The sequence below is a fragment of the Agrococcus sp. ProA11 genome (assembly GCF_039880525.1).
In the GTDB taxonomy this organism is placed as follows: Bacteria; Actinomycetota; Actinomycetes; order Actinomycetales; family Microbacteriaceae; genus Agrococcus; species Agrococcus chionoecetis.
Window position 1 is genome coordinate 1,557,881 of the sequence record NZ_CP156989.1, and the last position, 17,285, is coordinate 1,575,165.

Annotated in this window: 16 protein-coding genes; 4 read left to right on the forward strand and 12 right to left on the reverse strand. The window is 71.8% G+C overall.

Annotation, left to right across the window (positions count from 1 at the left end):
* Positions 1-70: 70 nt before the first annotated feature.
* Together rpmA and rplU are read right to left on the reverse strand one after the other, a co-directional pair.
* Positions 71-328: a 50S ribosomal protein L27 gene (rpmA, locus tag ABG090_RS07525; RefSeq protein ID WP_347753824.1), complete on the reverse strand. Its 258-nt coding sequence runs from the start codon at positions 326-328 to the stop codon at positions 71-73.
* A 12-nt stretch (positions 329-340) separates the two neighbouring features.
* Positions 341-649 (reverse strand): 50S ribosomal protein L21, encoded by a 309-nt coding sequence (gene rplU / locus ABG090_RS07530; protein WP_347753826.1) that lies wholly within the window; start codon positions 647-649, stop codon positions 341-343.
* Positions 650-810: 161 nt separating this feature from the next.
* On the opposite strand from rplU, the gene ABG090_RS07535 reads away from it, so the two are divergent.
* Complete coding sequence (locus tag ABG090_RS07535; protein ID WP_347753827.1) at positions 811-1,080, forward strand: DUF4031 domain-containing protein; 270 nt, start codon at positions 811-813, stop codon at positions 1,078-1,080.
* Positions 1,081-1,183: 103 nt separating this feature from the next.
* On the opposite strand, the gene ABG090_RS07540 is transcribed toward ABG090_RS07535, so the two are convergent.
* Both ABG090_RS07540 and leuE read right to left on the reverse strand, forming a co-directional pair.
* Entirely contained in the window at positions 1,184-3,985 is a 2,802-nt protein-coding gene (locus ABG090_RS07540) for an Rne/Rng family ribonuclease (RefSeq protein WP_347753829.1), read from the reverse strand.
* A gap of 193 nt (positions 3,986-4,178) precedes the next feature.
* Positions 4,179-4,862 carry a leucine efflux protein LeuE gene (leuE, locus tag ABG090_RS07545; RefSeq protein ID WP_347753830.1) on the reverse strand — a complete coding sequence of 228 codons (684 nt, stop codon included), beginning with the start codon at positions 4,860-4,862 and terminating at the stop codon, positions 4,179-4,181.
* A 42-nt stretch (positions 4,863-4,904) separates the two neighbouring features.
* Between leuE and ABG090_RS07550 the strand changes: the two genes are divergently transcribed.
* Positions 4,905-5,525, forward strand: a complete 621-nt coding sequence (locus ABG090_RS07550) for a vitamin K epoxide reductase family protein (RefSeq protein ID WP_347753831.1) — start codon at positions 4,905-4,907, stop codon at positions 5,523-5,525.
* Between the two features lie 291 nt (positions 5,526-5,816).
* Here the strand turns inward: ABG090_RS07550 and ndk are convergent, their stop codons facing one another.
* From ndk to ABG090_RS07585, 7 genes are all read right to left on the reverse strand, one after another.
* The gene (ndk, locus tag ABG090_RS07555) at positions 5,817-6,227 is read right to left on the reverse strand and encodes a nucleoside-diphosphate kinase (RefSeq protein WP_347753832.1); all 411 of its coding nucleotides are present in this window, start codon (positions 6,225-6,227) and stop codon (positions 5,817-5,819) included.
* 177 nt (positions 6,228-6,404) lie between these two features.
* Positions 6,405-6,803: a DUF4233 domain-containing protein gene (locus tag ABG090_RS07560; protein ID WP_347753834.1), complete on the reverse strand. Its 399-nt coding sequence runs from the start codon at positions 6,801-6,803 to the stop codon at positions 6,405-6,407.
* A complete protein-coding gene (locus tag ABG090_RS07565; RefSeq protein ID WP_347753836.1) occupies positions 6,800-8,329 on the reverse strand; it encodes a folylpolyglutamate synthase/dihydrofolate synthase family protein in 1,530 nt (509 codons plus the stop codon). Before ABG090_RS07565 ends, ABG090_RS07560 begins: the two co-directional genes overlap by 4 nt.
* Positions 8,326-11,640: an isoleucine--tRNA ligase gene (gene ileS / locus ABG090_RS07570; protein ID WP_347753838.1), complete on the reverse strand. Its 3,315-nt coding sequence runs from the start codon at positions 11,638-11,640 to the stop codon at positions 8,326-8,328. Before ileS ends, ABG090_RS07565 begins: the two co-directional genes overlap by 4 nt.
* A gap of 297 nt (positions 11,641-11,937) precedes the next feature.
* Positions 11,938-12,792 (reverse strand): hypothetical protein, encoded by an 855-nt coding sequence (locus ABG090_RS07575; protein ID WP_347753839.1) that lies wholly within the window; start codon positions 12,790-12,792, stop codon positions 11,938-11,940.
* Positions 12,789-13,514 carry a response regulator transcription factor gene (locus ABG090_RS07580; protein ID WP_347753840.1) on the reverse strand — a complete coding sequence of 242 codons (726 nt, stop codon included), beginning with the start codon at positions 13,512-13,514 and terminating at the stop codon, positions 12,789-12,791. The genes ABG090_RS07575 and ABG090_RS07580 overlap by 4 nt, the downstream gene beginning before the upstream one ends.
* A complete protein-coding gene (locus tag ABG090_RS07585) occupies positions 13,502-14,740 on the reverse strand; it encodes a histidine kinase (protein ID WP_347753841.1) in 1,239 nt (412 codons plus the stop codon). The genes ABG090_RS07580 and ABG090_RS07585 overlap by 13 nt, the downstream gene beginning before the upstream one ends.
* Before the next feature lie 252 nt (positions 14,741-14,992).
* On the opposite strand from ABG090_RS07585, the gene ABG090_RS07590 reads away from it, so the two are divergent.
* Together ABG090_RS07590 and ABG090_RS07595 are read left to right on the forward strand one after the other, a co-directional pair.
* A complete protein-coding gene (locus tag ABG090_RS07590; RefSeq protein WP_347753842.1) occupies positions 14,993-15,484 on the forward strand; it encodes a hypothetical protein in 492 nt (163 codons plus the stop codon).
* Positions 15,481-16,335: an aminotransferase class IV gene (locus tag ABG090_RS07595; RefSeq protein WP_347753843.1), complete on the forward strand. Its 855-nt coding sequence runs from the start codon at positions 15,481-15,483 to the stop codon at positions 16,333-16,335. The genes ABG090_RS07590 and ABG090_RS07595 overlap by 4 nt, the downstream gene beginning before the upstream one ends.
* Before the next feature lie 4 nt (positions 16,336-16,339).
* Here ABG090_RS07595 and ABG090_RS07600 read toward each other — a convergent pair whose 3' ends face one another.
* Positions 16,340-17,251 (reverse strand): hypothetical protein, encoded by a 912-nt coding sequence (locus ABG090_RS07600; RefSeq protein WP_347753844.1) that lies wholly within the window; start codon positions 17,249-17,251, stop codon positions 16,340-16,342.
* Between the last annotated feature and the right edge of the window lie 34 nt (positions 17,252-17,285).

Here is a 17,285-nt window from a genome sequence, read left to right on the forward strand (position 1 = left end):
CTAGATACGAGAACGGGGCGAGCCGAAGCCCGCCCCGTCCATCGGAATGTCAGTGTCGTGCGTGCGCCAGCTATTCGGCGGCAGCGACGATGTTGACCACCTTGCGGCGGCCCTTCGAGCCGAACTCGACCGCGCCCGCCGCGAGGGCGAACAGGGTGTCGTCCTTGCCACGGCCGACGCCGGCGCCGGGGTGGAAGTGCGTGCCGCGCTGGCGGACGAGGATCTCGCCGGCCTTGACGACCTGGCCGCCGAAGCGCTTGACGCCGAGGTACTGCGCGTTCGAGTCCCGACCGTTGCGGGTGGACGATGCGCCCTTCTTATGTGCCATCTCTGGGACCCCTTACTTGATGCCGGTGATCTTGAGGCGCGTGAGCTCCGAGCGGTGGCCCATGCGGCGCTTGTAGCCGGTCTTGTTGCGGTAGTGCTGGATGCGGATCTTCGGGCCGCGCAGGTCGGTCACGACCTCTGCCGTCACCTTCACCTTGGCGAGCGCAGCAACGTCCGACGTCACCTTGTCGCCGTCGACGAGCAGCACGGGGGCCAGCTCGACGTTGCCGTTGTCGTCACCGGCGATGCGATCGACGACGAGAATGGTCCCGACCTCGACCTTCTCCTGCCGGCCGCCGGCGCGCACGATTGCGTACACCACGTTGGATCCTCACTGTTGGAACGACTCCCGACAGTGTCGGGACGAAGCTTGCAGCGCGCGCACGGAATGCGACTTGCGCCAGCGAACAACGATACAGGCATCGGGGCCGTCGGGCAACACCGCCGCCGGGCGCGTCGTGACTCAACCGGTACCGTGACCGCATGGCGCTCCTCGTGGACGACCCGCTCTGGCCGGCGCACGGTCGCATGTGGGCGCATCTGGTGAGCGACGTGTCGCTCGACGAGCTGCACGACTTCGCCCGCCGCGCCGGGCTCCCGCTGCGCGGCTTCGACCACGACCACTACGACGTGCCCGCTGAGCGCATCGACGAGCTCGTGGCGATGGGCGCCGAGCGCGTGAGCCCGAAGGCGCTCGTGCGCCGCCTCATCGCCAGCGGGCTGCGGGTGAAGGAGCGCGACCGGCGCGACTGACCGGCTGCACGCCCTGCGCCGCCGCGCGACCGGCCCCGCCATACGACGAATCCGCCCGGGCCGGAGCGGCGGGCGGATTCGTGTCGCGGGTGCGCGGAGCCGGTCAGGACTCGCCGGGCTTCGCCGTGATGATGCCCGACGACGCGCGGCGTGAACGACGCGCAGCCTTGCCGGTGCCGGGAGCCGGCGCCGCGATCGCGTCGAGGGCGCTCCCGAGCAGGCCGTCGAGGTCGTCGACCGAAGCCTTGGGAGCGGACTCCTCGCGGTACGCCTCGACCGGGATGTCGAGGATCGACACGACCGGCTCGGCCGCCACGGCCTCGACCGCATCCTGGGACGGGCGCACGACGCCCGACGGCTGCTCGCCCTGGCCGCGGTCGCGGCCCTGGCGCTCGTTGCGGCTGGAGCGACCCTTCGAGCGACCGCGGCCGGACTGCTGCCGATCCTGCTGGTCGCCCTGCATGGCGTCGGCCTGGCCCGCGTCGCGCTGCTTGGCGTCGCGCTGGTTCGTGTCGCTCTGCTTTGCGTCGCGCTCGTCTGCGTCGCTCTGCGTGGCGTTGCGCTGCGTGGCGTCGCCCTGCGCGTCGGCGGCCGCGTCCGGCTGCGCGGGCTCGTGCTCGCCCTCTGCGGCCTTGCTCTTCGCCGCCAGCGCGACCTGCGACAGGCCCTTGCGCATGTCGTCCGTGATGGCGTGCGTGCCGCCGTTGCCGCCCTGCTGCTGGTGCTCCTGCGGCTGCTGGTCGTGCTGCTTGCCCCCGCGGCCACGGCGACGGTTCGACGAGCCGCCGCCGTTCTGGTCGCTGCTCTGGCGCTGCGATCGCGAGACGGGCTCGTGGTGCACGATGATGCCGCGGCCTGCGCAGATCTCGCACGCCTCCGAGTACGACTCGAGCAGGCCGAGGCCCAGCTTCTTGCGCGTCATCTGCACGAGGCCCAGGCTCGTGACCTCAGCCACCTGGTGCTTCGTGCGGTCGCGCGAGAGGCACTCGATGAGGCGTCGCTGCACGAGGTCGCGATTCGACTCCAGCACCATGTCGATGAAGTCGATCACGATGATGCCGCCGATGTCGCGCAGCCGCAGCTGGCGCACGATCTCCTCCGCAGCCTCGAGGTTGTTCTTGGTGACCGTCTCCTCGAGGTTGCCGCCGGCGCCGACGAAGCGGCCGGTGTTGACGTCGACGACCGTCATCGCCTCGGTGCGGTCGATCACGAGCGAGCCGCCGGAGGGCAGGAAGACCTTGCGGTCGAGCGCCTTATCGATCTGCTCCGCGATGCGGAAGTGCTCGAACGGGTCGTCGGTGCCCTCGTAGGGCGTGACGCGGTCGAGCAGGTCGGGGGCGATCGCCTCCAGGTACTCGCGGATCGTCTCGAGCGCCTCGGAGCCCTGGATGACGAGCTTGCCGAAGTCCTCGTTGAAGACGTCGCGCACGATCTTGACGAGCAGGTCGGGCTCGGCGTGCAGGCGCTGCGGGGCGGTGCCAGAGGTGCGCTGCTGCTGGATGCGCTCCCACTGGCGGGTGAGGCGCTCGACGTCGTTCGTCAGCTGCTCCTCGGTCGCGCCCTCAGCGGCCGTGCGCACGATCACGCCGACGCCCTCCGGGAGCACCTGCTTGAGGATCTTCTTCAGGCGCGCGCGCTCCGTGTCGGGCAGCTTGCGCGAGATGCCGTTCATCGAGCCGCCGGGCACCGAGACAAGGTAGCGGCCGGGCAGCGAGATCTGGCTCGTGAGCCGGGCGCCCTTGTGGCCGATCGGATCCTTCGTCACCTGCACGAGCACCGTGTCGCCGGGCTTGAGCGCGAGCTCGATCTTGCGCGGCTGGCCCTCGAGCTCTGCGGCATCCCAGTCGACCTCGCCGGAATACAGCACGGCGTTGCGGCCGCGGCCGATGTCGACGAAGGCGGCCTCCATGCTCGGCAGCACGTTCTGCACGCGGCCGAGGTAGACGTTGCCGATCAGGCTCGACTCGCTCGACTTCGCGACGTAGTGCTCGACGAGCACGCCATCCTCGAGCACGGCGAGCTGCACGCGGTCGTGCTTCGAGCGCACGATCATCTGGCGCTCGACGGACTCGCGGCGGGCGAGGAACTCGGTCTCGGTCACCACCGTGCGGCGACGGCCGGCGTCACGGCCCTCGCGGCGACGCTGGCGCTTCGCCTCGAGTCGCGTCGAGCCCTTCACCTTCTGCGGCTCGGTGATGAGCGGCTTCTCGTCCTCGGGCTCGCGGCGGCGGTTGCGGCGGTTGCGGCGCGACGAGCGACGGCCCTGCTGGCGGTCGTCGTCGCTGTCGTCGTCATCGTCGTCGTCATCGTCCGCGAACGCGTCGGCGGCCGGCAGTGTCGGCAGCGCGGCGAGATCGGGTGCGTGGAACAGCAGGCCGAACGGGCCGCTGGGCAGCGCCGGCAGCACCTTGGCGGCTTCGATCGGGTCGGGCTCGGCTTCGGCCTCGGATGCAGGGTGCTCGGCAGCGCCGGATGCCGACGTGGCCGGGTCCACGAGGCCGGGCTCGTGGCCGGGCTCCTGGTCGGTGCTCGACTGGTCGGTGCTCGACTGGTCGGTGCTCGACTGGTCGGTGCTGGACCCGTCGGTGCTGGACCCGTCGGTGCTCGACCCGTCGGTGCTCGACGCATCCTCGCTCGACGCCTCGCCGGCGTCAGCCGACGCATCCGGCACGGCTTCGCCCGAGTCCGCCTGAGCATCCGTCGCCGGGGCGTCCGTCGCCTGCTCGGCATCCGTCGCCTGCGCGGCAGCGTCTGCCGACGACGCCCGCTTGCGGGTCGAGACGCGCTTGCGCTTGGGCTTGTCCGCCGCGGCGCTTTCGGTCTCGGTGGTCACTGTCTCTTCGGCCGCGGTCTGTGCCTGCAGCTCGCCGCCCTCATCGGGGAGGGCCGTGGTGTTCTCTGCCATCGCTGGCGCGCTCCTGTCGCGACCGACACTGCCGGTCGACATCTCCGTCGCAATCCGGGGCGCGCCCCGGCGCGAATCCTCTCTTCTCACCCCCTTGCGGGGGCGGCCCGGGCAAGGCTTGCCGCCCGGAAAAACTTGTGCGTGCGCCCGTCGGGCGCGCTGCGGGGAAGTCTACCGCACGGTCGTCGCGTCGCTACGGCAGCACGACGCGCACCGCGAGCGCCACGAAGGCGGCGGCGGCCAGCAGCGTGCCCGCGATCGCGAGCCAGCCGTGCGGCTGCACGCTGCGACCGATGCGTGCGCTGATCAGTACGACCGCGGCGAGGTAGGTGGCCGAGACCGTCTCCAGGATCAGCATCAGCACCAGCAGGTCGCCGAGCGGTGTGGCTGAGTCGGGATCGATGAACTGCACGAAGAAGGATGCGAAGAAGAGGATCGCCTTCGGGTTCAGGAGGCTCGTGACGAGCGCGGTGCGGAACGGCGCGATCCGGGGCCTCGCGATGATCGGGTTCGGGGCCGTGAGCGGGTGCGTCGGGTTCTCGGTCGGCGCCGGCTCGGCGGTGTGGTCGCGCTTGGCGCGGATGCGAGCGACCGCGCTGCGCACCAGGCCGAGCGCGAGCCAGCACAGGTACAGCGCGCCCGCCCAGGTCAGGATCCGGAAGACGAGCGGGTTGGCCGAGAGCGCCTGCGCCGAGAGCACCGCGAGCACCATCAGGATGGCGTCGCCGAGGAAGACGCCGAGCATCGCGCGGAAACCGGAGCGGCGACCGGCGCGGAGCGAGACGGTGATGACGTAGAGGCTGTTGGCGCCCGGCAGCAGCACGATCACGATGACGCCGGCTATGAATGCGGCCAGCGTTGCGGCGTCGAGGCTCATCCGGCACCTCCCGCGATGATTGGATGAGTCCCATGAGGCTTCATGACTGAGATCCGCCGCGCCCACATCGCAGCGCCGAGGTGGCTCGGCGCGCTGCTGATCGTCACGGGGCTCCTGGGCCTGCTGGGCGCCTTCGCGCTCTCGGTCGAGCGCATCGAGCTGCTGCTCAACCCGGAGGAGTCGCTCGGCTGCGACCTCAATCCGTTCCTGACCTGCTCGGGCGCGATCGAGTCGGAGCAGGGCGAGCTGTTCGGCTTCCCGAATCCGTTCCTGGGGCTCATGGCGTTCCCCGCTCCGATCATCGTCGGGGCGCTGACGCTGGGTCGCGTCGCCATGCCCCGCTGGGTGTGGACGGTCTTCTCGATCGGTGTGCTCGGCGGCTTCGCGATCGTGCTCTACCTCGCGCAGCAGTCGATCTTCGTGCTGGGCTTCGTGTGCCCCTGGTGCTTCCTGGTGTGGCTGGCGATGTACGCGATGGCGTTCCCCCTGTGGGTGTGGGGCTTCGGCTCCGGCGCGCTCCCCGCTGGGTCAGGCATGCGCCGCGCCTTCGCGAAGCTCATCCCGTGGGGCTGGGTCTTCTCGCTCGCCCTCGCCGTGATCCTGGTCGTGACAATCATGATCGTCCTCCCCGGCATCCCCCGCTACCTGCTCAGCAGCCTCTGACAGCAAGCCCCCGACCCGAGCGTCGAGGCGTCGAGCTTCCCGAACGAGCGCGGTTCGCCGCGCATCCGCCCGATTGACGGAAGCTCGACCGCTCCCCGATCGTCGAGCTTCCCGAACGCGTGCGGTTCGTCTCGGGAGCGCGCGTTCTCGGGAAGCTCGACGGATGGCGACGGATGCCGACGGATGCCGACGGGCGCCGACGGGTGCCGGCGGGTGCCGGCGGATGCCGACGGGTGCCGGCGGGTGCCGACGGGTCGGATGGGCGGGCCGTCGTTGCGGCGCGGGTACGGGTCAGGCGAACCAGAGGGCGAGCTCGCGCTCGGCCGACTCCTCGGAGTCGGAGCCGTGCACGAGGTTCTGCTGCACCTTGAGGCCCCAGTCGCGGCCCAGGTCGCCGCGGATGGTGCCCGGTGCGGCCGTCGTGGGGTCGGTGGTGCCCGCGAGCGAGCGGAAGCCCTCGATCACGCGGTCGCCCTCGAGGCGGATCGCGACCGACGGGCCCGAGAGCATGAACTCCACGAGCGGCTCGAAGAAGGGCTTGCCCTGATGCTCGGCGTAGTGCTCCTCCAGCAGTGCCCGCGCGGGCTGCACGAGGCGCAGGTCTGCGATGACGTATCCCTTTGCCTCGATGCGGGCGAGGATGGCGCCGGTCAGCTGGCGCTTGACGCCGTCGGGCTTGATGAGGACGAGGGTGCTCTGCATGCCCCCAAGCCTACCGATCGCGCGACTCCCGCTCGCCCCGGCCACCCATCCGCAGAGTTGTCGCTATCGGCTCGCAAAGGCGCGGCATGAGCGCCGATAGCGACACTTCTGGCGATGGATGCGGGTGCCCGCGCGCGCAGGGACGCTGGCGGCGCGATGATGCGCGCGAGCGCCGCGCTACGAGCCGGGGGCGCCGCGCGGGTCGAGGCCCGCGGCGCGCCGCTGCCGCTCGATGCCGCGCGCCTTCACGAAGGTCCAGATCCAGAGGATGACGAACACGAGCGCGACGATGCCCCAGATGATCTCGACGAAGGTCAGCGCGGCGAGCGCCACCTGCAGCACGAGGCTCACGATCCATCCCCACGGCCGCGACAGCAGCGGCATCGCGGCGATCAGCAGCACGAAGACGATGCCGAACGCCGCGGGCTGCGGCCAGTCGCGCGAGATGCCCCAGGCGGCGAGCGCGCCGAAGGCCAGCGCGCTCACCTCCATGACGTGCACGATGCGCAGCAGCGACTCCATGGCGCCGCGCTGCGGGCGCTGCCGCCGCGCTGGCTGCTCGGCCTCGGCGGTCACAGGTCACCTCCGCGCTGCTCGCCCCGGAGCTGCTCGGCCTCCAGCTGCTCCGCCTCGAGCTCCTCTGCCTCCAGCTCCGGCGCATCCAGCTGCACGGTCGCGGCCTGGCGACGCACGTCGGGTCGCTGCAGCCAGCCGGTCTCACGGGCGTGGCTGATCACGTCGCCCAGCAGCGTGATGGATCCCGTCACGACCACGGCGCCGCCGCGATCGGCTGCCGCATCGCGCGCCGTCTCGACCGCGGTCGAGAGGTCGGGCTCCACCAGCACGCGGTCGGCGCCGAGCACCGCGACCGCGGCGCCCGCGAGCTCGTCGGCGTCGAGTGCGCGCTCGGAGGTGGACTGCGTCACGATCAGCTCGTCGATCACGGGCTCGAGCTCGGTGAGCACGCCCTTCACGTCCTTGCCGGCCAGCACGCCGAGCACGAGCGTCACGCGCTCGAGGCCGAAGTACTCCCCCAGCGCGGCGCGCAGCGCGGCCGCGCCGTGCGGGTTGTGGGCGGCGTCGGCGATCACGAGCGGCTCGGTGCCGATCAGGTCGAGCCGGCCGGGCGAGGTCGCCGCGGCGAGTCCGTCGGCGAGCACCTCGGCGGTCATCGGCTGCGAGCCGCCGCCGAGGAAGGCCTCGACGGCCACCATCGCGAGCGCGGCGTTCCGACCCTGATGCGAGCCCATGAGCGGCACGAGCTGGTCGATGTACTCCGCAGCGAGCCCCTGCACGGTGATGAGCTGACCGCCGACGGCCACCGACTGCGTCGTGAGCGAGAAGTCGCGGCCGTCGAGCAGCAGCCGAGCGCCGACCTCCTCGGCCCGCGCCTCGAGCACCGCGACCACCGAGGGCTCCTGCGCCGCCGAGACGACGATCGCGTCGGGCTTGATGATGCCGGCCTTCTCGCCTGCGATCGCCTCCACCGTCGACCCCAGCCGGTTCGTGTGGTCGAGCGCGATCGGCGTGATCACCGCGACATCGCCGTCGGCGACGTTCGTGGAATCCCAGGTGCCGCCCATGCCGACTTCCAGCACCGCGACGTCGACCGGCGCATCCGCCATCACCGCGAAGGCGAGCACGGTGAACGCCTCGAAGAACGTCAGCCGGCGCTCGCCCTGCTGCGCGAGCTCGGCGTCGACCATCTCCAGGAACGGCTCGATGTCGTCGTAGCCGCGGGCGAAGGCCTCATCGGAGACGGGCTCGCCATCGATGAGGATGCGCTCGTTGACGCGCTCGAGGTGCGGGCTCGTGAGCACGCCGGTGCGCAGCCCATGGGCGCGCAGCAGCGCGTCGGCGATGCGGGCCGTCGACCCCTTGCCGTTCGTGCCGGTGATGTGGATGACGCGGAACAGCCGCTGCGGGTCGCCCAGCAGCTCGACCGCGCGGCGGGTCGCCTCGATGCGCGGCTCCACCGCCTGCTCCCCCGCCCGCTCGAGAAGCGCCTGATAGGCGGCCTCGGCCGCCTCCGCGTGCTCGAGCACCTCCAGGATGCGCTCGTCGACCTCGGGCAGCGAGCCCGGCTCCAGCTCGTCGCTCATGCCTGCGTCCCCTCCGCTGATGCCTGCGCCTGCTCGACCGTGATCGCCTTCTCCAGGGAGATGGCCAGCGGCGATCCGTCGCCCACCCGGTGCGCGGTGCGCCCGTCGGCGAGCTCGCCCATGGTGTCATCGACGCGCTCGAGCAGCAGCTCGACCGCCAGCGTCTCGCCCTTGACGAGCTCGGCGTTCGCCTCCAGTGCCGCGACCCCGTGGCTGTCGGAGCCGAGCGTGAGACGGATGCGGTCGCTCACGTCGAGCCCGGCATCCTTGCGCGCCGACTGCACGGCGCGCACGACGTCGCGAGCGAGCCCCTCGGCCTCGAGCTCCGGCGTGGTCGCGGTGTCGAGCACCACGAAGCCGCCGCCGGGCAGGAAACCGACGGCTGCGGTGTCGTCCGCGACCTCGAGCGCGAGCTCGTACTCCCCGTCGACCAGCGCGATGCCGCCGACGGTGACCGTCTCGCCGCCATCGTCGTCGGCGGTCACCGACCAGTCGCCGGCGCGCGCGGCCTGGATGGCGCCCTGCACGTCCTTGCCAAGGCGCGGGCCGGCCGCGCGGGCGTTGACCTGCAGCCGGCGCGAGATGCCGTAGCGCTCCAGCGCGTCCTCCGCCGCCTCCTCGAGCACCACATCGCGCACGTTCAGCTCGTCGCGCAGCACGTCGGTGAACGAGGAGACGTCGACGGCGCCGACGACCGTGAGGGTCGGCAGCGGCAGCCGCACGCGCTTGCGGGCCTGCTTGCGCAGGGCGTTGCCGACGGACGCGATCGCGCGCACGGCATCCATCTGCGCCACCAGCTCGGGGTCGGCCGGCAGCTCGTCGGGTGTCGGCCAGTCGGTCAGGTGCACCGAGCGACCACCCGTGAGGCCCTTCCAGACCTCCTCGGTCACGAGCGGCGACAGCGGTGCCGCGAGCCGGGTGAGGGTCTCGAGCACCGTGTGGAGCGTGTCGAACGGCTCGGCGCCCGAGCCGTCGGACGCGACACCGCGCCAGAACCGGTCGCGCGATCCGCGCACGTACCAGTTGGTCAGCACGTCGATGAACTCGCGCACCGCCCAGGTGGCGCCCGTGGCGTCGAGTCGCTCCAGCGCATCCGTCACCGACACGACCGTCTCGCGCAGCTTGGCGAGGATGTAGCGGTCGAGCACGTCGGCGGATGCGGTCGAGCGCTTCGCGATGTATGGCTGGCCGTCGGCCGCGCGGTTGGCGTAGGTGGAGAAGAAGTACCAGGTCGACCACAGCGGCAGGTGGAACTGCCGCAGTGCCTCGCGGATGCCCTCCTCCGAGACGATGAAGTTGCCGCCGCGCAGGATCGAGCCCTGCATGAGGTTCCAGCGCACGGCATCTGACCCGTAGGTGTCGAACGACTCGTTCACGTCGGGGTAGTTCTGCCGCGACTTCGACGCCTTGAAGCCGTCGTCGCCGAGGATGATGCCGTGGCTGATGACGTTCTCGAACGCCGGCCGGCCGAAGAGCGCCACCGACAGCACATGCATGACGTAGAACCAGCCGCGCGTCTGGCCGATGTACTCGACGATGTAGTCGGCGGGGCTGTGCTCCTCGAACCACTGCTCGTTGTCGAACGGGTAGTGGAACTGCGCGAAGGGCATGGAGCCGGAGTCGAACCAGACGTCGAGCACGTCGGGGATGCGGCGCATCGTGCTCTTGCCGGTCGGGTCGTCGGGGTTCGGGCGGGTCAGCTCGTCGATCGCGGGGCGGTGCAGGTCACTCGGTCGCACGCCGAAATCGCGCTCGAGCTCGTCGAGCGAGCCGTAGACGTCGACGCGCGGGTAGTTCGCGTCGTCGCTCTTCCACACCGGGATCGGGCTGCCCCAGTAGCGGTTGCGGCTGATCGACCAGTCGCGCGCGCCCTCGAGCCACTTGCCGAACTGGCCGTGCTTGACGTTCTCGGGAACCCAGTTGATCTGCTCGTTCGCCGCCAGCAGGTCGTCCTTGATGTCGGTGACGCGCACGAACCAGCTCGAGACGGCCTTGTAGATCAGCGGGTTGCGGCAGCGCCAGCAGTGCGGGTAGGAGTGCACGTAGGAGGCCTGGCGCAGCACCCGGCCGTCGTCCTTCAGCAGCTTCGAGAGCGGCTTGTTCGCGTCGAACACCTGCATGCCCGCGACCGGCGCGACCGCGTCCAGGAACCGGCCGCCATCGTCGACCGACAGGATCGTGGGGATGCCCGCAGCGGTCGCGACCCGCTGGTCGTCCTCGCCGTAGGCGGGCGCCTGGTGCACGATGCCGGTGCCCTCGCCGGTGGCGACGTAGTCGTCCACGAGGATCTGGAAGGCGTGCTGCGTGCCCCACTCGTCGGCGTCGGCGTAGAAGTCGAACAGCGGCGCGTAGGTGATGCCGGCGAGCTCGGCGCCCGGCAAGGTGCGCGTCACCGCGTCGACGGCATCCTCTGCCGAGTCGTAGCCGAGGTCCTTGAAGTAGCCGGCGACGGTGTCGGCCGCGAGCAGGAAGTCGCCCTCGCCCGCCGTGGTGCCGTTCGGGCCCGCGGGCACGATCACGTACTCGACGGCCGGACCGACCGCGAGCGCCAGGTTCGTCGGCAGGGTCCAGGGCGTGGTCGTCCACGCCAGCGCCTTGACGCCCGTGAGACCCAGTGCATCCGCCTGCTCGCCGGCGAGCGGGAACGTGACCGTGAGCGTGGTGTCCTGACGGTCCTGGTAGACGTCGTCGTCCATCCGCAGCTCGTGGTTCGACAGCGGCGTCTCGTCCCGCCAGCAGTACGGCAGCACGCGGTAGCCCTCGTAGGCGAGGCCCTTCTCATGCAAAGTCTTGAACGCCCAGATGACGCTCTCCATGTAGGTGAGGTCGAGGGTCTTGTAGCCGCCGTCGAAGTCGACCCAGCGGGCCTGGCGCGTGACGTACGCCTCCCACTCGTCCATGTACTGCAGCACCGAGGCACGCGCCTTCTCGTTGAAGACGTCGACGCCCATGGCCTCGATCTCGGCCTTCTCGGTGATGCCGAGCTGCTTCATGGCCTCGAGCTCAGCCGGCAGGCCGTGGGTGTCCCAGCCGAACACACGCGGCACCTGCTTGCCGCGCATCGTCTGGAAGCGCGGGAAGACATCCTTCGCGTAGCCCGTCAGCAGGTGGCCGTAGTGCGGCAGGCCGTTGGCGAACGGCGGGCCGTCGTAGAAGACCCACTCCTGGCATCCCTGGCGCTGCTCGACCGAGGCCTTGAAGGTGTCGTCGCCCTTCCAGAAGGCGAGGATGCCGGTCTCGATGGCCGGCAGATCGGGGCTGGCGACGACGCTCTCGGCGTCGGTGAGCGGGTACCTGGTCTTGTCGGTCACGCTGGGTCTCCTGCATCCTCATGGTTCTCGGATGCGGGGACGCTCTCGCGCGGTACCACCCCGCTTGCGACCCGGTGCTCGGGACGCCGCTTCGTGCCTGATGATGCTGCAGGCGCTGCGGCTGTGACGGGCCTGCCCCGTTCGGATCTAGTGAGCAACCCCGCACCCTTCGGTGCATTGCTGCCGTTCTCCCGACCGCTCCCCGGTGATGGCCGGATCGATGCGTGTGGCTCCATCCTACCGCGCGGGCGCTGTGGCGCGGAGCAGTGCCTGCCGACGATCAGTGCTTGCCGACGATCAGTGCTTGCCACCGATCAGGCGCACGTTGCCCGCGCTCACCTCGACGTCGATCGTGGATGCGGCGCTCTGGTCGTCGGTCACGCGCACGTCGGAGTCGCCCGCAGACACGCTCTCGGTGACGGCGTAGGCGCCATCCGGAATCGTCAGCTCGATCGCGCCGGCGCTGACCGTGGCGTCGATCGACGACGGCTGCTCGCCGGTGAGCGAGCCGACGATGCGGCCGGCGCTGACCTCGAGTTGCACGGCGCCACCGGTTGCGACATCGATGCGCGCCTCGCCCGCGGAGACCTCCACGGTGAGCGACGCGGCCGTGCCCGAGAGTTCGGCGCTGCCCGCGCTGAGACCCAGTGACGCCGATCCCCACTCGCCCGCGGCGGTGAAGCTGCCGGCGCTGACGTCGGTCTCGAGGTCGAGCTCGGCGCGCTCGAGCGCGGCCGGCAGCGTCAGCACCGCCAGCTCCTCGCCGCCCCGCTCGCCGAACATGCCGCCGAGGCCGAGCCAGCCCCAGCGCCGGTCGGTGTCGACGATGAGCGCGTCGCCGGAGCGCTGCAGGCTCCACTGCTGCACGGGCCCGCCGTTCGTCACGACCTGCAGGGTCGCCTCCTCCACGTCGTCGAAGCGGATCTCGAACGCGGCAGCCGAGCTGTCGATCTGCAGCTGCTCGATGCCATCGGCCGCTGCCGTGTAGCTCCCGCTCGTCGCCGAGTGGGCGGCGAGGCCGCGCACGACGCCGCCGCCGAGCGCGAAGACGATGCCGATGGCGCCGAGCACGATCACGACGATGCTGATCCAGCGGCCCGCGCGGTTGGTCGAGCGTGGCAGGTGCGTTGCGGTGGGGTTGGAGATGGTCATCGGATGCCTCCGGTCACGTCGGGGTTGCTCCGCTGGCCCGGGGTGCCGGGATAGCCCGTGGAGCCGGGCGCGTCGAGGAGCGCGATCACCGCGAGCACGCGGCGGTTGCCGTCCTCGGGTTCGAGTTCGAGCTTCTGGAACACCGCGGAGATGTGCTTCTCGACGCTCCCCGCCGAGATGTACAGGCGGTCGGCGATGCTCTGGTTGGACGATCCCTCGGCCATCAGGGCGAGCACCTGGCGTTCGCGCGGCGTGAGCCGCTCCATCCGGGCGTCGCGGCGCCGCCGGGCGAGCAGCTGGCTGACCACCTCCGGGTCGAGCACCGTCCCGCCGTTCGCCACCCGCTCCACCGCGTCGAGGAAGTCGGTCACGTCGGCCACGCGATCCTTCAGCAGGTAGCCGAAGCCGGCCGGTCCGCCGGCGATCAGGTCGGCCGCGTAGCGCTCCTCGACGTACTGCGAGAGCACGAGCACCCGCGGCCGGTCGCCGCCGTGCTGCGTCGTCCTGGCGCGGATCGCGATCGCGGCGAGGATGCCCTCGTTGGTGCGCGTGGGCGGCATCCGCACGTCCAGGATCGCGAGATCCGGGTCGTGCGCGGTGATCGCGGCCTCGAGCGCGGTGGCGTCGGGCAGCTGGGCGACCACGTCGTGGCCGGCGTCGCTGAGGAGTCGGGCGATGCCTTCGCGGAGCAGCACGCTGTCCTCGCAGATCAGGATGCGCATGGCACCTCCACCTCGATCGCGGTCGGGCCCCCTGCGGGGCTGGTGACGGTGAGCGTGCCGCCGACGCCGGCGACCCGGTGGGCGAGGCCGTCGATGCCGCCGCCGGCCTGGCGCTCCGCGCCGCCGATGCCGTCGTCCTCGATGCGGGCCCACAGCGATGCTGGTGCTGCGGCGCCCGCGCGGGTGCGGATGGCGATGCGGATGCGGCTGGCGCGGGCGTGCTTCTGGGCGTTCGTGAGCCCCTCGGCGATCGCGAAGTAGACGGCGGTCTCGGCGTCGCGGCTGCAGCGGGTTTCGATGCGTGCGTCGATCTCGACCGGCACGACGCTGCGCGCGGCGAGTGCCGACACCGCGGCGTCGAGCCCGCGGTCGTCGAGCACCGCGACATGGATGCCGCGGGCGACCTGTCGCAGCTCGGTGACGGCCGACTTCGACGATGCGTGCGCCTCGTCGATCAGCTGGCGCGCGGCTGCCGGGTCGGTCTCGAGCTTGTCGCGCGCCATCCCGAGCTGCATCGCGATCGACACCAGGCGCGGCTGCACCCCGTCGTGCAGGTCGCGCTCGATGCGGGTGCGGTCGAAGTCGGCCGCGCGGACGGCGCCGTGACGGCGCTCGCGCTCGGCGTTCGCCTCCTGCGCGAGGCGCTCGCGGTCGTCGGGCACGAGCAGGCTCGTCGTGATGTTGCGATGGGCGATCGCGAGGCCGACCGTGCCGGCGAGCCCTGCGAGGAAGGCGAGTGCACCGATGAGCGGGGCCCACGCCACCGGCACGGCAAAGCTCGTGAGCGGGATGCCGATCGACTCCGCCTCCCCGAGCCCGGCGAGCGCGAGCGGGATGCCGATGCCCACGAGGCCCAGCAGCGGCAGCGTGAACGCGCCGAAGATGCTCGCGAGGAAGAAGCTGAGGATGGCCTTCCAGTGCTGGCCGTCGGTGAGGATGCGCAGCAGCCGGTGCGGCAGGCGCAGCCAGTCGGTGCGGGGCGACTGCCGGAAGACCGCCGGCGGCACGTCGACGCCGTAGAGGCCGGCGATGCGCTCGCGCTCGAACCACGCGACGCCCAGCAGGCCGAGCAGCGCCAGCGGCACGAGCAGGAATCCGAGCAGCACGATCAGCGTGCCGATGCCCGCGGCGGCGACCGTGGCGATCGTGACGAGGATCGGGATGCCGATGGAGCCGAGCAGCGCGAGGTGCGCGACGGTGGCGATCAGTGTGCGGACGCGGTGCATGACTCCACGCTAGGCCGGGCCCGCGGCGAGCGCGCACCGGATCTCCCCACGCCTCGCGGGGGTTATCCCCCGCCCCGCTCCCGCCACCCCGTCGGTCGAGGAGCGCGCGGCCGCAGGCCGCCCGCGTCACGAGACCGGACCGATCACCCACCCATCTCCGTAGGTCGAGGAGCGCGCGGCCGCAGGCCGCCCGCGTCACGAGACCGGATCGTTCACCCGCCCGCCCATAGCCTCCCGCAGTACCCTCGACCCATGAGGCTCCAGCGCTCAAGGTCGCCGCGCACCGCGGGCATCGCGCTCGCGCTCACCGCGGGCCTGCTCGTGACCGGATGCGGCCTGTTGCCCGCCCCGTCGCTGCCTCCCGTGCCGAGCGCCACCACGCAGCCCGCGCCGACCGGCGGCAACGCGCAGTCGGCCCAGTGCGAGCGGCTGCTGGCGGATGTGCGGGGCATCGCCGTCGACGTCGCTCGGGTCGGCGAGCTGCTCGCCAACGATCCACTGGGCGCCATCGCCCTGATCGCGAACGTCTCCGGGCGCATCGGCGATCTGCAGGTGAGCATCACCGATCCCGCCCTGCTCGAGCGCATCGACGAGATCCAGCGCGGCTGGGACGCCCTCGTGGAGGACGCGAGCGCATCCGTGGCCGAAGGCGACACCGGTGGCATCGACCGCGCCGTCGCCGGTCTCACCCAGCTGGGCGAGCAGGTCACGGCGCTGCAGGAGTACTGCGCGGGCGCCGAATGAGCGCGCCGCTGCTCGCCCTGCTCGACGGCTCGATCGTCGACGTCGCGCAGCCGATCGTGCGAGCCGATGACCTCGGCGTGGTGCGCGGCGACGGCGTCTTCGATGCTGCCCTCGCACGGCGCGACGCGCGCGGTGCGCCGTGCATCCGCGACCGGCAGGCGCATCTCGACCGGCTGGAGCGCTCGGCCGCGATCCTGCAGCTGCCCGTGCCCGATCGCGCCGGCTACGAGCGCGCGATCGACGCGCTGCTCGCCGCGTGGGACTTCGGTGCCGAGTCCGAGGCGATCATCCGCTTGGTGCTCACCCGCGGACCGGAGGCTGGCGGCGACCCGACCGCCTTCGCCCTCATGGCGCCGCTGGGCGCATCCGCGATCCGCGAGCGCGAGGACGGCGTCAGCGTGACGCTGCTCGGCCGCGGGCACGACGGCGACGAGGTGGCCGCGATGCCGTGGCTGCTGCCGGGCGCGAAGAGTCTGTCCTACTCGATCAACATGGCTGCGAAGCGGCACGCGGCGCAACGCGGCTTCGACGATGTCATCTTCGTGTCGCCGGCCGGGCTGCTGCTGGAGGGCCCGACCTCGACCCTCGTGGTCGACCGTGGCGGGAGGCTGCTGACGCCGAAGCAGGACGGCATCCTCGCCTCGATCACCCTCGAGCACCTCATGCGCGATGCCCCCGGCGCAGGCCTCGACGTGGCGTTCGAGTCGCTCACCCCGGACGACCTGCGCGACAGCGATGGCGCCTGGCTGTTGTCGTCAGGACGCCTGCTGGCACGCGTGACGAGCGTCGATGGCGCGGCGCTGCCGACCTCGCGGTTGGATCAGGAACTGCGCGACCTGCTCGACGTCTGAGCCGTCAGCGCACCGCCGCGAGCAGCGCCGCGACCGCCTCGGGAGGGGCACCTTCGTGCTGCACGGCGATCAGCAGCGTGCCGCGCGCACGCCCCTCGACGATCAGGACGGCATCGCCCGAGGTGAGCGTGACACGTCCGCCCGCACCAGCGCCCAGCGTGCCGTCGGCCGTCTCCACCCCCGCGCAGGCAGTGCCGAGCGCACGCAGCGCGGTGATCGCGTCGGAGGCCAGCTGCGCCGAGGCGTAGCGCAGCAGCACGACGTCCATCGGGGCGCCGGGCGCGGGTTCGGCGGCGAGCGACACGGCCGCCGCCGCCAGCACGCTGCCGTCCACGCGGCGGCTGGCGCTCGCGCAGTCACCGCCCGCGGCGCGCGCCGCGCTCACGTGGGTGAGCGCGCTCGCGACCGGAACTGCGGCGGGCGGCGAGGTCTCGGTCCAGTCAGCGCTCCTGGTGCCGTCCGCGGCCGTCCAGGTGAGCGGCGGCAGGTCGGCTGCGCGAGGCAGCAGCGCGACCAGACCAGCCGGTGTCGGCGCCGGTGTCGGCGCGGAGGTCGGCGTCGCGCTCGGCGTCGCCGAAGGGGTCGGTGTCGCCGTCACCGTCGGCGCTGGCTGCGACGGGCGCGGCGGGCCCGACGGCGCGGGCTCGGTGGTCGGCGGGGGCGGCACGTACGGACCTCGCACCGTGGGCACCTCCGGCAGCGGCTGCTCGCGCGGCGGTGACAGCGGCGGCCGCTCGCTCGCCGGTGCCGGCGCGTCGATGACGCCGGGATGCGACCCGGTGGGCGGTGACGCGGCGGGAGCCGGCGGTGTGGTGGTGGCGGCCTCGGGCGGGGTGGAGCCCGCGCCGCACCCGGTCAGCGCGGTCACTGACAGCAGTGCTGCGGCGACCGTGACCTTCCCGGACCGGGGCCTCATACCCCGATGATCCGCCTTCTGCCCCTGAATCGGT